Source organism: Stutzerimonas stutzeri SDM-LAC, assembly GCF_000235745.1.
In the GTDB taxonomy this organism is placed as follows: domain Bacteria; phylum Pseudomonadota; class Gammaproteobacteria; order Pseudomonadales; family Pseudomonadaceae; genus Stutzerimonas; species Stutzerimonas stutzeri_H.
In genome coordinates this window covers 1-14,194 of the sequence record NZ_AGSX01000108.1, presented here as the reverse complement: position 1 = coordinate 14,194, position 14,194 = coordinate 1, and the positions used below count along the sequence as shown (strand labels likewise).

The following is a 14,194-nucleotide window of genomic DNA, read 5'->3' as shown; positions in this document are numbered from 1 at the left end:
GCCCCGTTTGCAAGATACTGCTACAGCGGCCAGACCCACAGAATGGCCGGAACGGCCACCAGCACCACCAGCATCGACAGCGGCAGCCCGAGCCGCCAATAGTCACCAAAACGGTAGCCCCCGGGCGCCATCACCAGCGTATTGGACTGGTGCCCGATTGGCGTCATAAAGGCGCAAGACGCTCCGATTGCGACTGCCATCAACAGCGGGTCGGCGGAGGCTTCCATGCCTTTCGCGAGGGCAATCGCCACCGGTGCTGCAAGCACCGCGGCGGCGGCATTGTTGACTACGTTCGACAGCAGCATCACGCCAATCATCAGGATCGCAACGGTAGCTGCCGGTGGGGCGGACTGGCCGATGTTCAGCAGGGCGTCGGCGATCAGGCGCGAGCCGCCGGTGCTTTCCAGTGCCTCTCCGATGTGCAGCATCGCGGCGATCAGGACGATGATCGATATATCGATGCTTTTGTAGATCTCGCCGGTAGGCACCAGCCCGACCAGAATCATCGCCAGTGCGCCGCCTACCAGCGCGACGGCGGACGGGGCCATCCCCAGCGCGATCAATGCCAGCGCGGCGGCAAAGATGCTACTGGCGAGCAACACCTGACGAGGCGCGGTGATCCGCAGACCACGCGATGCCAGCGGCAGGCAACCGAGACTATTCAGCGTCGATTGCAGCTGATCTTCACGGGCCTGTAACAGCAGGATGTCGCCAGCGGCAAAGCGGATTCTGCCCAGCCGTTGCTGCAACCGTTGCCCCTGCCTCGCCACGGCGAGGATGTTGACGCCATGGCGCTCACGCAGTGCCAGGCCGGAGGCGCTGGTGCCCACCAACGGAGAATTTGCAGTCACGATGGCCTCGGCCAGGGCGCGCTGGGCGTTGCGATCGCGGTTTTTTTCGGCGGCCTCTGGCTGTTTGTCCGGCTCATCGGTCTGTTCCTGCTGCCCGTCCTGTTCGGCTTTCTCGCGGGCTTCCGCCTTGCTGTCGGCTTCGGCGGCAAGCTGCAGATGCGTCACGTCGAGAAAGCGCTTAAGGCTGTCCGAATCGGCCTCGACCAGCAGGATGTCGTCGTCGCGCAACACTTCATAGGTCGAAGGCATCCGGTGATACCTTCCAGCACGCACCAGACCGGTGACAATCACATCGACCTCATCGCCGCCGGCTGCGATCAGATCATGCAGGGAGCGGTCAGCGTATTTGCTGCCGGCCGGTACCTGTAGCTCGGTCAAGTAGGCGCTGATTTCGAACAGTTCCTGCTCACTGCTCGGGTCCTCACGACGAGGCGTCAAGCGCCAGAGCACGGCGATCAGCAGCACACCGGCGAGGGTGATGGCGAGACCGACCGGCAGGAAATCGAACATGCGAAAAGGTGCTTCGCCAACTTCACCTCGATAGCCGGCGATGATGATGTTGGGTGGCGTACCGATCAGCGTCAGGGTGCCGCCGAGTAAAGAGCCGAACGCCAGCGGCATCAGCAGATAGGAAGGTGATCGCCCGCTCTGCCGTGACATCCAGACGGCGACGGGCATGAACAGCGCCAGCGCGCCGACGTTATTCATGAAACCCGAGCACAGCGCGACGATGCCAGTGAGCGTCATCACCTGAATCCAAGGCCGATCGCCGACCTTGGTCAGATGGCGCGCCAGCGAATCCACCACACCCGCATTGAGCAAGCCGCGGCTGAGCACCAGCACGGCGGCTACGGTGACCACTGCCGGATGGCCAAGGCCCATGAATGCTTCTTGCGGTGGCACGATGCCGGCCAGGGTGACCACCAACAATGCGCCAAGGGCGACGATGTCGTAACGCCAGCGATTCCACACGAACAGCCCGAGGGTGGCGGCGAGCACAGCGAATACGATCAGCTGATCGCTTTGCATGGATAACTCCGATTACAGCTTTTGCCGCAGTGCGCGGATGAAAATGAAAGAGCCGAGCGGCAGGAGGTAGAGCGCCAAAGCGAAGCGCTTAGTGCCGCCATACACTAGCCGCTGGTGCAGGGGCTGAGCCAGCGCTGCGTTCGATATTCGTGATAGCGGGGCGGGTGTTTAAACCAGACACTGCTTGCATTCGCGGGCCAAAAATATTTCGCGCCGGATACTTTTCCAGCCCCAACTACTGGCAAGACCCGCTCCGGTGGGCAAGGATGTAGCTGAATCCAGATCAGAAAGTGCCCATGCCCAAGCATCTAGTTCTGCAATGCCGTGATGGCTATCCGCTCGCCGCGCAACTCTGGTTGCCGGCTGGCGAAGCGCGCGGCTCGGTGATCGTCAGCAGTGCGACTGGCGTGCTGGCCCGCTACTACGCGCGTTACGCCGGTTTCCTGCGCGAGCAGGGCTATGCGGTGCTGACCTACGACTACCGAGGCATCGGCGGGTCGCGTCCGGCCAGCCTGCGCGGCGTTAAGATCCGCTGGCGTGACTGGGGTGACTACGACTTCGATGCGGCCGTGCGCTGGATGCGCGCCCGCGACCCAGAGGGCCTGCTGGTGGCGGTCGGGCACAGTATTGGCGGCTTCCTGCCTGGCTTCGCAACGGCGGCGACGGAGGTGGATCGCTTTCTCAGTGTCGGTGCGCAATACGCGTATTGGCCGGACTACGCGTCGGCGCAGCGCTGGCAGATGTTCGCCAAGTGGCATCTGTTCATGCCGGCCGTGACGGCGCTATGCGGTTATTTCCCCGGTCGGCGCCTGGGCTGGCTGGAAGACCTGCCGGCCGGTGTCGCGCTGGAGTGGGCGTTTCGCCGCGCACGCTTGGAACGCAGCTATCCGGCCCACGAACGTGACGAAGTAGTACAACGTTTTGCCGCAGTGCGTGCACCGATTCTCGCGGTAAGCGTCACGGATGACGAATACGGCACGTTGCCGGCTATCGAGCGAGGCTTGAGTTATTACCGGAACAGCACTTGCGAACACGTGCGGCTCAGCCCCGCCGAGCTGGGTCTGGCGCGGGTCGGGCATTTCGATCTGTTCCACGAGCGCCACCGGCACGGTTTCTGGCAGGCAACCCTGGGCTGGATAGACGAGGGCCGCAATCCATGGACAACGGCGCCCGTTGAGCCGACCGAATGCCGGGCATGCTGAACGCGACTGGTCAGCCGGTCGAGACTGGCATTGTCTGGCAGGCCGCCATTCCTTCTGGCGACCTGTGATGGAGATTTCCCTGAATGGCTTGGCCCACGCGCTGCCCGCGCGCGCCAGGATTGGATTGCCGATCAGATCCGGAACTGCTTGACCAGCGCGCCCAGGCGGTTGCCCAGCTGTTCCAGATTGCGCGCCGTCTGCGCGCCTTGCTGGGTCTCGTCGGCGACCTGATCGACCGAGACGGCGATCTGATGCACGCTGCGGTTGATCTCCTCGGCAACCGAGGTCTGCTCTTCGGCGGCACTGGCGATCTGCGCGTTCATGGCGTTGATGGTGCCGATCAGCTGCGCGATCGCATCCAGGGAAACGCCCGCGCGATTGGCCTGTTCGCTGCTGCTTTCGCCCGCTTCGCTGGAACGGATCATGGCGTTGACTGCGCTTTGCGTGCCTTGCTCCAGGCGATCAATCATTCCCTGGATTTCCTGCGTGCTTTGCTGAGTCCGGCTGGCCAGTGCGCGCACCTCATCGGCCACGACAGCAAAACCTCGGCCGGCCTCGCCGGCACGTGCCGCCTCGATGGCCGCGTTGAGCGCCAGCAGATTGGTCTGGTCGGCAATCGAGCGGATCACGCCCAGCACACTGATGATTGAACCCACGTCCTTTTGCAGACTGTTGACGGACGCGCCGCTTTCCCGGATGTCCTGCACCAGCGAGTGAATGCGCTGAACGCTGCCATCGACGACTCGCTTGGCGTCCTGGCCTTCCTGATCGGTTTGTTGCGCGGCGTTGGCAGCATTCTGCGCGCTCTGTGCCACTTCTTGCGCCGCGGCGGACATTTCATGGATGGCTGTGGCCACCTGGTCGGTTTCCTGACGCTGCTGCGCCATGGCGATTTCGGAGCGTCGTGCCTGCGCAGCCACCTCGCCAACCAGCTCGGTCAACTGAGAGGTGACCTCAACCATCTGGCTCACCATGCCGTGAATCTTGTCGACAAAACGGTTGAACGAGGACGCCAGTTCGCCGACTTCGTCCTGGCTGGCGATCTGCAGCCGATGGGTCAGGTCGCCGTCGCCGGCGGCGATGTCGTCGAGGTTGTCCTTGATGCGCTGAATAGGCCGCACGATCGAGTTGCTCAGTGCCAGCCCAGCAAGGCCGAGCACGACCAACATGATGGCTGCCAACACGATGGTACTGGTGATGATTGCCTCGATTCGTTCATCGATCTGCGCCTGGATCTGTTCCAGTTCGGCATCGATGCTGTCGATATTGATCGAGGTGCCGATGGCCATGTCCCACTTCGGCAGGTAGTGGTTATAAGACAGCTTCGGCAGCAACACACTGTCGTTGCCGGGCATCGAGGAAAAGTACCGCAGGTAATGGCTGCCATCCTTCGCTGCACGGACCAGCTCGGTATTGATGAACATGCCCTGCTGATCCTTCCGGTCCTTCATGCTGGTGCCGACGCCGTCCGGGTTGGCGCCACGGAACAGCCGGACGATGTCCGAGTCGTGACCGTAGAAATATCCGCTGTTATCGAACTTGATACGCGACAGCCGCTCGATGGCTTGCGCGCGTGCGGCCATGTCGCCGTTGGGCGAGTTTTCGTAGAGGTCATCGATCGCCGTGAGTGCCACCTCGACGTAGCCCTTCAGCTCTTTTTTGCTCTGCGCCATGAGCCGTTCGCGTCGGTCGGCGATCTCGGCTTCGGCGCGATCAGCGAGGATCTTCGCTGTCCCGCCGCATAGGACCAGCGCGAGCAGTAGCACAGGCAGCACCGCCAGAAGGATCATTTTCTGCTTCAGGGAAAGATGCATCGGTAACAGCCTGTGAGGAAAACAAGGTCCAGTAAGGCGACCCGGAACGGAGAAACTTAAGCCCTGTAACCAAATCTTTCCACTGTAGGCAGGCTTGGTGTGCCGCAGCCTCCTGTTCGTTTCAGGCTGATCAATCGCAGGCGGTGGCAGTTCCCCGGCTTGCTTCGCTTGCACTGCCTGCAGTCCAGGCCCACCAGAACACCAGCAGCCCGGCGGCGCCGGTAGCGGCACCGATGTAGCCGGTGGCAGTCCAGCCAAGACCAGCGCTGATCGCCAGGCCGCCGAGCCAGGGGCCCAGGGCATTGGCGACGTTGAACGCCGAATGGTTGGACGCAGCGCCAAGCGTCTGGGCCTCGCCAGCCACGTCCATCAGGTGCGTCTGCAGGGGCGGGCCGAGCGATACCATGGTGCCGACCGCAAATGCGGCCGGAAGGATCGTCCACAGCGAATGCGCGGCGAGCGGGAATATCAACAGGACCAGAATGCTCCACAGCAGCAGCCAGGCGACGGCCTTGAACCCCAGCTTGTCGAACAGCCAGCCGCCGAAGATATTGCCGACAATGCCGCCCAGGCCGAATGCGGCGAGACCCACCGGGATCCAATGTTCGCTGACGCCGGTGACCTCCAGCATGGTTGGTGCCAGGTAGCTGAACACGCAGAACATGCCGGCGAAACCGATCGAGCTGATGGCCAGCGCCAGCCACACCGGTTTGCGATTGAAGTCACGCAGCTCGCGCATCGCATTGTTGCGCGGCTCGCTGCGGTCGAGCGGCAGGAAGATGGCCACCAGCAGCACCGTCAGCAGCGCGATGATTCCGACCAGGCCGAATGCCCAGCGCCAACTGAGCCACTGCCCCAGCCAGGTCGCGGTGGGGTTGCCGATCAACATGGCAATGGTCAAGCCCGCCAGCACGCGGCTAACTGCCTTGGCCCGCTGGTCTGGAGCCACCATCGAGGCTGCGACAAGCATGGCTACGCCGAAATAGGCACCGTGAGGCAGGCCGGCCAGAAAGCGGAACAGCATCAGCGCGTGGTAGTCCGGTGCCATGGCGCTGGCAAAGTTGCCCAGGGCGAAAAAGGCCATCAGCAGCAATAGCAGGTGCCGCCGAAACATTCGTGCGCCGAGGATCGCCAACAGTGGTGCGCCCACCACTACGCCCAAGGCATAGCTGCTGATCACATGCCCCACCTGCGGCTCGCTGATGCCGAGGCCCTGCGCGACGTTGGGCATCAGGCCCATGATCGCGAACTCGCCTGTGCCGATGGCGAACCCGCCCATGGCCAGCGCCAGTTCAATCAGCAGAATGGCGCGCGCCGAGAGCGTCGGCTTGCCTGTGGCATTCACTGGGGTCATCGGTGCCTCAACGGATGGTTTGAATAATGGACACGCGCCGCTGGAGTCGAACGGCGCTGGGCTTGCGGGGGTGGGGCGATAGGTAGGCAGTAATCGTAAGTTGAAGTTCGTCGCAGTATCAAAGACACATTGTTTTTGTGGCGCGGCCCGTAACAGGCAACGCGCAGCAGTCATCGGCCCTTGGCCAGGACCGCGGCGAACTGGCTATCGCGCTGCATCTGCTGCATCGCCCGCAGTCGCCATCTGGCGGTAGGCAGAGGCCCGGAAAGCAGGCTGCGGTGTTAGTCTGCTCCGAGCGAAGCCTGCCTTGACCACCTTGCTGACAGCTGCAGCCATCGGATGTACGGCGCGCTGTGGAGAGTATGGGCGTCGTTCAGGCGCTGCGCAGTTGAAACTCAGCTGCTGGCAGCAAGGGCTTTGGTTAGCAGGTGCGGTGTGTCCTGAGCACCCATGGAATGCGCAATAGCCAGAGGCGTCACGCCGTTGATGTCGGCCCGACTCGGATCCGCGCCGCGCGCCAGCAACAGTTCGACAATTTCACTGCGATTGAACATGGCTGCCATCATCAGTGCGGTCTTGCCGTCGGGCGAGGCGCTTTCGACATCTGCGCCGTGGTCGAGCAGCAGCCGGGCCATTTCCAGGTTGCCCTTGAACGCAGCGCCGGCCAGCGGGCTCTGGCCCTTGTCGTTGCGCAATTGGGGGTCGGCACCGTTTTCCAGCAGCACGCGCGAGGCGTCGAGATGGCCGTGGTAGCTGGCGAGCATCAACAGACTGTCGCCGTTGTGGTTGCGGATATTGGCCGGCAAGCCGCGACCGAGCAAGTCGCCGAGACGCTGAGCGTCACCGGTACGGGCACTTTCGAAAACCTGCTCGGCGAATGCCAGTGCGGCGTCGTCCAGTTCGGGTTTGGAACTCGGTTGATCCGTCATCTTGATCTCCTCGACTGTCGGGTTTGGGCGCAGTGGCGCTGGCGTCAATTCTGCCAAAGCGATCGGTTCAGGCTGGCAACTGCGTATCTATCCGACCAATAGGCAGCGCCAATGTGCGAAACGGGCGCGAAGCTGCGCGGCCAGAATGGCTGTGGCAGTATTTGCGGCCCTTTCGCCGGTGACCTTGCACAATGAAAGCTGAAGATCTCGAACGCCTGGTGACCCAGACGATGCCGTACGGCAAGTACAAGGGCCGGCTGATTGCGGATCTTCCCGGCAACTACCTGAACTGGTTCGCCCGGGTCGGTTTCCCTCCCGGGGATCTCGGCCAGCTGCTGGCGTTGATGCAGGAAATCGACCACAACGGCCTGTCCGGCTTGCTCGAGCCGCTGCGTCGTCGCTGAGTCAGTTCTGGTCTTGCGCCTGTAGCGCTGCCAGCGCTGGTGCCGCGTAGATGCCGACTTCCACCGCCAGCGCCATGACACGCTCGATATCGCAGGTGTAGACGAGCACTGCTTGCAGCTCGTCATCCAGCGGCTCGCTGAAATCCACCAGCACGTAGCCGCCTTTTTCCGGGTAGAGACTGCTCAGCTGGGTCTGGATACGGTTGAGCGCCTTGAGCGGCTCGGTTTTTGCCAACTGCTTTGGCTTGAGCACGAAATTCACATCCGGCCCGAATGACCCGACGATCTGCTCGAACAGGGCCTGATGATCGTCGGCCTGGAACAGAACGGTGTCCGGCAAGCTGCCGACGATCATCCATTCACCCAGCGGAATAGGAAAGTCATCGTCGTAGATGATGTCCGGGTTGGCCTGCAGGAAAGCCTGGGGGTCCGCATAGGCCTGAGCCGCTTCGTCGGCGAGTCGGTTGATCTCGTCTTCGCTCATGCAGCCTGAGCTGATCAGACGTATCAGTTCGGCGAGTGGCTCTTTCATCGTGGCGCGGTCCTGGAATGAGGGCGTGCAAGAATACCCGAAAGCCTGGAGCCAGCGGGCCACTGTGGGCATAGCAGGCGCGTGGCAGTGCGCGCTGCAGATCATCGACCTTTGTCTGCTTTTACGCGCTGAGCTGCAGATTCTGTTCGGTTTTCGTGCACAATAGCCGCCATATAAACAGACGCGGCATGAACGATCGCATCGGCGCTGGCCGGCTTCGCTCCTGTTCCGATATCCGACTACGATCAGCCAATATTCGAGAGGAACGACTGTGTATAACGTCGTCATCAGCGGTACCGGCCTTTACACCCCTGCCCAGAGCATTTCCAACGACGAGCTGGTTGAGTCTTTCAACACCTATTCACGTCGTTTCAACGAAGAGCACGCTGCGGCGATCGAAGCGGGTGATGTTCAACCGATGCCGGAGTCGAGCTCTGCGTTCATCGAAAAGGCGTCTGGCATCAAGAGCCGCTTCGTCACTGACAAAGCCGGCATTCTCGATCCGGACCGTATGGTTCCGCGCATCCCTGAGCGCAGCAATGACCAGTGGTCCATCCTCTGCGAGATGTCGGTCAAGGCCGCTGAGCAGGCGCTTGAGCGCGCAGGTAAAACCGCAGCCGATATCGACGGTGTGATCGTCGCCTGTTCCAACCTGCAGCGTGCTTATCCGGCGATTGCCATCGAAGTGCAGGCGGCGCTGGGCATCAAGGGCTTCGGCTTCGACATGAACGTAGCCTGCTCCTCGGCGACCTTCGGTATCCAGAATGCGGCCAATTCGGTACAGCTGGGGCAGGCCCGGGCGATCCTGATGGTCAACCCGGAGATCTGCACAGGCCACATGAACTTCCGTGATCGCGACAGCCACTTCATTTTTGGCGACGCCTGCACGGCCGTCATCGTCGAGCGTGCCGATCAGGCCACCTCGGACTACCAGTGGGACGTCGTCAGCACCAAGCTGGCAACCGAGTACTCCAATAACATCCGCAACAACTTCGGCTTCCTCAATCGCACCGCCGAGGAATACATGACCAACCCGGACAAGCTGTTCGTTCAGGAAGGACGCAAGGTATTCAAGGAAGTCTGCCCGATGGTGGCCGAGCTGATCGGCGAGCACCTGAATGAAAACGAGATCGAGGTCGGCGAGGTCAAGCGCTTCTGGCTGCACCAAGCCAACCTGAACATGAACCACTTGATCGTACGCAAACTGCTCGGTCGTGATGCGAGTTCGGAAGAAGCGCCCGTTATTCTCGACACCTATGCCAACACCAGTTCGGCGGGTTCGGTCATTGCGTTCCACAAGCATCAGGACGACCTGCCCAGCGGCAGCCTTGGCGTGCTCAGCTCGTTCGGTGCGGGCTACTCGATTGGCAGCGTGATCCTGCGTAAACGCTGAGTTGCGTTAACACTCACGAGCAAAAAGGCGGACTTCGGTCCGCTTTTTTGTGCCTTGTCGCTGCATGCAGAGAGGATCGGCCGCCGCCTTGATGATTGGCGATAAAAACCGGTCTTTTAAGTTCCCGCTGTCATAAAACCTTTATGGAATAGCCACTTGGCTGACACACGTGCTGGCCAAGATGCCGGCAACACAAAGAGCCACTAGCCGTGTGTTTTCCGACGCTAAACCAAAAAGGGGAATTTTCGATGATCCGTAAGCACTTCGCCGGTTTCGCCGCCAGCGCCCTCGCTCTGGCCGTTTCCGCCCAGGCTTTCGCCGGTACCGTTACTACTGACGGAGCTGACCTAGTCATCAAGACCAAGGGTGGCCTGGAAGTGTCAACCACTGACAAGGAGTTCAGCTTCAAGCTAGGCGGTAAGCTGCAGTGGGACGCGGTAATGTTTGATGGCCTGCAGGCAGCGAGCCAGGATGATGCTTTCGGAAGCACGTTCAACACCTTCATTCGCCGTGGCGAAGTTACCTTTGAAGGCAATGCGTACAAGGATTTTGGTTATGGCCTGCGCATCAGCTATGACGGCGATGAAGACGGCACTGACGTCGACCGCGCATTCCTCACCTACAGCGGACTGGACGTCGTAGATTTCACGGTCGGCCGCTATGGTGTTGATTACGGCTTGGAGAACACCACCAGCTCGTCGTGGATCACCGCCATTGAGCGGCCCTTCATGTACGACTTCCTGAACGGCGACGAAGACACGAATTTCGGCGTGCACGTCAAGCACGTCGGCGCGAACTATGGCGTCGCTGCGCAGGTTGCGCACTACGGCGAGATCGAAGACGAAGGCAACGATGAGCGCTTCGGTTACACCCTTCGCGGTAACTTCGCTCCTTATTTGAATGGCACCGACGTGGTGCATCTGGGGGCTAACTTCCATAGCGCTCGTCCCGATGACAGCCGTGCCCGCGCCCGCACCCGTATGGGCATTCGCAGCGATAACGATGACCGTCTGGTATTCGGCGACGTAGCCAGCGCCGAGAAGGACAACGAGTGGCTGCTCGAGGCCGGCGCCCAGTTCGGTGCCCTGCGTGCGCAAACTGAATACTTCCAGCGCAAGATCAGTGGCGAAAATGGTGCCGGGGCCAATGCTGATGTCGACATCAGCGGCTACTACGGTCAGGTTGCTTACATGTTCGGCGCAGTGCGCGGCTACAAGGTGGACGGCGGCAAGTGGGACAAGCCGACCAAAGCCGGTGCAGTTGAAGTATTTGCGCGCTACGAGAACAACACTGTCGACGGCGACGCGACCGCTGTTCCAACTGATCTGAACGACGCCGGTGGCGTTGCGTTCATCCAGGCGGCTGATGTGACGGATGAGTTTGACCTCAGCGCTTTCGTCGTAGGGGTCAACTATTTCCCGACGCCAGCCGTACGTTTGAGCCTTGATTACACCGACTATCAGGTCGATAACATCAACACCAACCTGGTCGCGGGCGACGGTAGCCAAGTAGAAGATGACGGCAAGGCCATCACTGGTCGCCTTCAGTACGTGTTCTAAACAGCTTCTCCATTCGTGTGCTCCCTTGAGGCCCCGCCATGCGGGGCCTTTTTTTGTTTGCCGCCGGGCCAATCATGGTTGTGCCCGATGAACCAAGGCTTTTCCTTCATACATAGAAACTCGCCGGCCTGGCCCGGACCTTGAACTAGCAGCCGACCTCATGCTGCGTTCAGCGCTTTTTTTCGAGCGAGACTGACGCCACACTTGCTGGATGAACATTCAGATCGTTTCCCGGTTGGCCGAACTACCGTCATCACAGTGGAATGCCTTGCTCGGCAATTGCCCGCAACCCTTCCTTCGACATGCCTTTCTGTCAGCGTTGGAAGACAGCGGCAGTGTCGGTGGGCGCAGCGGCTGGCGCCCCATGCACCACCTGCTCAGCGATGCGCAGGGTAAGCTGATCGCCGCACTGCCGCTCTATCGCAAGGCCCACTCCAGTGGTGAATACGTGTTCGATTGGAGCTGGGCCGATGCCTGCCACCGCGCCGGTATCGAGTACTACCCCAAACTGCTGTGTGCGGTGCCGTTTTCGCCGGTGACCGGCGCGCGCTTGCTGGGTGATCGCGCGGCGGCGGGCCAGCTGCTCGACCAGCTCACCGCCGGCTTGGCCGAAGGAGGGCATTCCAGCCTGCACGTGAACTTCACCGAACCGGACGCCGATGCGATCTTTCACCACCGAGATGGCTGGCTCGAACGCATCGGTTGTCAATTTCACTGGCACAACCGCGGCTACCGGGACTTCCAGGATTTCCTCGACGGCCTCACTTCGCGCAAACGCAAGCAGCTGCGCAAGGAGCGCGAGCAGGTGGCGGGGCAGGGCATCGAATTCGAATGGCGCGAGGGGCACCAGGTCAGCGAGCAGGAGTGGGATTTCGTCTACGCCTGCTACGCCAATACCTACCATGTGCGCGGCCAGGCGCCATATCTGACGCGTGCGTTTTTCAGTCTGCTGGCAGAGCGCATGCCAGAGGCGATCCGCGTGGTGCTCGCCTGCCAGAGTGGGCGTCCGGTGGCCATGGCATTCAGCCTGCTCGGCGCCGGCGAGCTTTACGGCCGCTATTGGGGCAGCCTGGCGGAATTCGATCGCCTGCATTTCGAAACTTGCTTTTACCAAGGGATCGATCAGGCGATTGCTGCGGGATTGTCACGCTTCGATGCCGGCGCCCAGGGCGAGCACAAGCTGATCCGGGGCTTCGAGCCGGTGATCACGCGCTCCTGGCACTACCTGGTTCATCCGGGGCTGCGCGCTGCTGTCAGTGAATTCCTCGAGCAGGAGCGGCTGGGCGTGATGCGCTATGCCGAGACAGCGCGCGATGCGCTGCCATACCGGCAGGAATGAGCTATTTCGTTTTCGGTGCGGCGCTGACGCCTTCGAGCGTCGAGAAGGACGTGTCCTTGGCGGTGAGAAGGAAGTCGCGCATGAATGGCGAGTCCAGCATGTCGGCGCGAATGCCGGCATAGAGCGTGGCAAACAGGCCTTTTTCGCCCAGGCGTTTGGCCGTGACGTAGCCGCGAACGCTGTATTCATGCAGCGCCCAATTCGGTACGCAACACACGCCGCGACCGGAGGCCACCAACTGCATCATCATCACGGTAAGTTCAGAGGTCCGAACCTGCGCCGGTTCGACATCGGCCGGCTCCAGGAAGCGGGTAAAGATGTCCAGACGATCCCGTTCCACCGGATAGGTGATCAGGGTTTCACTGGCCAGGTCTTCGGCGCGTACGAACGGGCGGGATGCGAGCGCGTGCTGGTTGGCGACGGCGAGCAGTGCTTCGTAAGTGAACAGCGGCACATAGGTGATGCCCGGCAGGTCGACAGGATCAGACGTCACTACCAGATCCAGATCGCCGCGCGCCAGCGCCGGCAGCGGGGCGAAGGAAAACCCGGACGCCAGGTCCAGCTCGACTTCCGGCCAGGCATCGCGGAACTGATCGATAGTAGGCATCAGCCACTGGAAGCAGCTGTGGCATTCGATCGCCATGTGCAGGCGTCCTGCGGTGCCACCCGCCAGCCGCGCCAGGTCCCGCTCGGCACTGCGCAGCTGCGGCAGCAAACTGTCGGCCAGCTGCAACAGACGCAAACCGGCACTGGTGAAGCGCACCGGCCGGGTTTTGCGGACGAACAGCTGTAAACCCAACCGTTCCTCCAGTTCCTTGAACTGATGGGACAGCGCTGACTGGGTCAGGTGCAGTCGCTCAGCGGCCTCCACCAAGCTGTCGGTTTCGCGCAGTGCATGAAGCGTCTTCAGGTGGCGGATTTCCAGCATGCTGGGGACTTCCTTGCTGTTTTCTGGCGGGCCAGGGTTTCGAGAGGCTGCCAGCGGGGTCAAGAAGCGGATGACTTGAGCCGTTCTCATCGTGGCCGGGAAGTGTGTCCCAGCGCGCCGATCATTGTCGAGCTGTCATGTCGGTTGGGTGCGATTCGAAGAGTTGCGTATGGATGAGTTGGCGAAGCGAGTCGGTATCAAACCAGTCAGGTCGTTCGCTGGGATCTGGGATGCCGCGCCGGATCGAGTGCGGAGGGCAGGGCCTTACGCTCTGGAAAGAACCGTTTTACTACGATCATGAAAATATTTACTGGTCATCTCAAAATGCGTGAGTTTGTTTCATTTCTGTCGGGCCCTCACAATCCTGCCATCGAAAACAAACGAACGAATTGGAGATTGTCATGGCTGTTGCGCATTCCCTGGGCTTCCCGCGTGTTGGTGCCGACCGAGAATTGAAGAAGGCGCTCGAAGCCTACTGGAAGGGTGATCTCAGCGAGGCCGAGCTGCGCCGGGTCGGCAGGGAATTGCGAGCCGCCCATTGGCAGCTGCAGGCCGATGCGGGCATCGAACTGCTACCGGCGGGCGACTTCGCCTGGTATGACCAAGTGTTGACCCACTCGCTGATGTTTGGCGTTGTGCCTGAGCGTTTTCGTCCGGCCAATGGCCAGCCGACCCTGGATACCTTGTTCGCCATGGCGCGAGGCGTTACCCACGCGTGCTGCGGTGGTGGCCAGGCGCAAGAAATGACCAAGTGGTTCGATACCAACTATCACTATCTGGTCCCTGAGTTCAGTGTCGATCAGGACTTCCGGCTGTCTTGGGAGCAACTGTTCGAAGAAGTCGAAGAGGCCAGGGCCTTG

Annotated in this window: 11 protein-coding genes and 1 pseudogene; 6 read left to right on the top strand and 6 right to left on the bottom strand. The window is 61.2% G+C overall.

From position 1 onward, the window contains the following. Positions 1 to 20 precede the first annotated feature (20 nt). Positions 21 to 1,880 (bottom strand): SLC13 family permease, encoded by a 1,860-nt coding sequence (locus PSTU_RS0111180; protein ID WP_019341112.1) that lies wholly within the window; start codon positions 1,878 to 1,880, stop codon positions 21 to 23. A 296-nt stretch (positions 1,881 to 2,176) separates the two neighbouring features. On the opposite strand from PSTU_RS0111180, the gene PSTU_RS0111170 reads away from it, so the two are divergent. Next, positions 2,177 to 3,082 (top strand): alpha/beta fold hydrolase, encoded by a 906-nt coding sequence (locus tag PSTU_RS0111170; protein ID WP_019341110.1) that lies wholly within the window; start codon positions 2,177 to 2,179, stop codon positions 3,080 to 3,082. A gap of 131 nt (positions 3,083 to 3,213) precedes the next feature. Here PSTU_RS0111170 and PSTU_RS0111160 read toward each other — a convergent pair whose 3' ends face one another. The 3 genes from PSTU_RS0111160 to PSTU_RS0111150 all read right to left on the bottom strand — a co-directional run bounded on the left by PSTU_RS0111160 (position 3,214) and on the right by PSTU_RS0111150 (position 7,179). Next, positions 3,214 to 4,896, bottom strand: a complete 1,683-nt coding sequence (locus tag PSTU_RS0111160) for a methyl-accepting chemotaxis protein (protein WP_019341109.1) — start codon at positions 4,894 to 4,896, stop codon at positions 3,214 to 3,216. Between the two features lie 130 nt (positions 4,897 to 5,026). Then, a complete protein-coding gene (locus PSTU_RS0111155; protein WP_019341108.1) occupies positions 5,027 to 6,250 on the bottom strand; it encodes an MFS transporter in 1,224 nt (407 codons plus the stop codon). Positions 6,251 to 6,645: 395 nt separating this feature from the next. Next, positions 6,646 to 7,179 carry an ankyrin repeat domain-containing protein gene (locus PSTU_RS0111150; RefSeq protein ID WP_019341107.1) on the bottom strand — a complete coding sequence of 178 codons (534 nt, stop codon included), beginning with the start codon at positions 7,177 to 7,179 and terminating at the stop codon, positions 6,646 to 6,648. Positions 7,180 to 7,370: 191 nt separating this feature from the next. On the opposite strand from PSTU_RS0111150, the gene PSTU_RS0111145 reads away from it, so the two are divergent. Then, positions 7,371 to 7,583, top strand: coding sequence for a DUF3820 family protein (locus tag PSTU_RS0111145; RefSeq protein WP_019341106.1), 213 nt, complete (start codon positions 7,371 to 7,373; stop codon positions 7,581 to 7,583). Position 7,584: 1 nt separating this feature from the next. On the opposite strand, the gene PSTU_RS0111140 is transcribed toward PSTU_RS0111145, so the two are convergent. Next, positions 7,585 to 8,115, bottom strand: coding sequence for a hypothetical protein (locus PSTU_RS0111140; protein ID WP_019341105.1), 531 nt, complete (start codon positions 8,113 to 8,115; stop codon positions 7,585 to 7,587). Positions 8,116 to 8,386: 271 nt separating this feature from the next. Between PSTU_RS0111140 and PSTU_RS0111130 the strand changes: the two genes are divergently transcribed. The 3 genes from PSTU_RS0111130 to PSTU_RS0111120 all read left to right on the top strand — a co-directional run bounded on the left by PSTU_RS0111130 (position 8,387) and on the right by PSTU_RS0111120 (position 12,406). Continuing rightward, complete coding sequence (locus PSTU_RS0111130) at positions 8,387 to 9,508, top strand: beta-ketoacyl-ACP synthase III (protein ID WP_019341103.1); 1,122 nt, start codon at positions 8,387 to 8,389, stop codon at positions 9,506 to 9,508. Between the two features lie 248 nt (positions 9,509 to 9,756). Beyond that, positions 9,757 to 11,067 carry an OprO/OprP family phosphate-selective porin gene (locus PSTU_RS0111125; protein ID WP_019341102.1) on the top strand — a complete coding sequence of 437 codons (1,311 nt, stop codon included), beginning with the start codon at positions 9,757 to 9,759 and terminating at the stop codon, positions 11,065 to 11,067. Between the two features lie 211 nt (positions 11,068 to 11,278). Next, a complete protein-coding gene (locus PSTU_RS0111120; protein WP_019341101.1) occupies positions 11,279 to 12,406 on the top strand; it encodes a GNAT family N-acetyltransferase in 1,128 nt (375 codons plus the stop codon). A gap of 1 nt (position 12,407) precedes the next feature. Here the strand turns inward: PSTU_RS0111120 and metR are convergent, their stop codons facing one another. Beyond that, complete coding sequence (metR, locus tag PSTU_RS0111115) at positions 12,408 to 13,334, bottom strand: transcriptional regulator MetR (RefSeq protein ID WP_019341100.1); 927 nt, start codon at positions 13,332 to 13,334, stop codon at positions 12,408 to 12,410. Between the two features lie 401 nt (positions 13,335 to 13,735). Between metR and PSTU_RS20700 the strand changes: the two are divergent. Next, positions 13,736 to 14,194, top strand: a pseudogene (locus PSTU_RS20700) (5-methyltetrahydropteroyltriglutamate--homocysteine S-methyltransferase); the annotation flags it as partial.

Excerpts from the sequence above, each read along its gene's own strand:
- PSTU_RS0111155 (WP_019341108.1), bottom strand. The coding sequence starts at position 6,250 with ATGACCCCAGTGAATGCCACAGGCAAGCCGACGCTCTCGGCGCGCGCC.
- PSTU_RS0111160 (WP_019341109.1), bottom strand. The coding sequence starts at position 4,896 with ATGCATCTTTCCCTGAAGCAGAAAATGATCCTTCTGGCGGTGCTGCCT.
- PSTU_RS0111150 (WP_019341107.1), bottom strand. The coding sequence starts at position 7,179 with ATGACGGATCAACCGAGTTCCAAACCCGAACTGGACGACGCCGCACTG.
- metR (WP_019341100.1), bottom strand. The coding sequence starts at position 13,334 with ATGCTGGAAATCCGCCACCTGAAGACGCTTCATGCACTGCGCGAAACC.
- PSTU_RS0111180 (WP_019341112.1), bottom strand. The coding sequence starts at position 1,880 with ATGCAAAGCGATCAGCTGATCGTATTCGCTGTGCTCGCCGCCACCCTC.
- PSTU_RS0111170 (WP_019341110.1), top strand. The coding sequence starts at position 2,177 with ATGCCCAAGCATCTAGTTCTGCAATGCCGTGATGGCTATCCGCTCGCC.
- PSTU_RS0111145 (WP_019341106.1), top strand. The coding sequence starts at position 7,371 with ATGAAAGCTGAAGATCTCGAACGCCTGGTGACCCAGACGATGCCGTAC.
- PSTU_RS0111125 (WP_019341102.1), top strand. The coding sequence starts at position 9,757 with ATGATCCGTAAGCACTTCGCCGGTTTCGCCGCCAGCGCCCTCGCTCTG.
- PSTU_RS0111120 (WP_019341101.1), top strand. The coding sequence starts at position 11,279 with ATGAACATTCAGATCGTTTCCCGGTTGGCCGAACTACCGTCATCACAG.
- PSTU_RS0111140 (WP_019341105.1), bottom strand. The coding sequence starts at position 8,115 with ATGAAAGAGCCACTCGCCGAACTGATACGTCTGATCAGCTCAGGCTGC.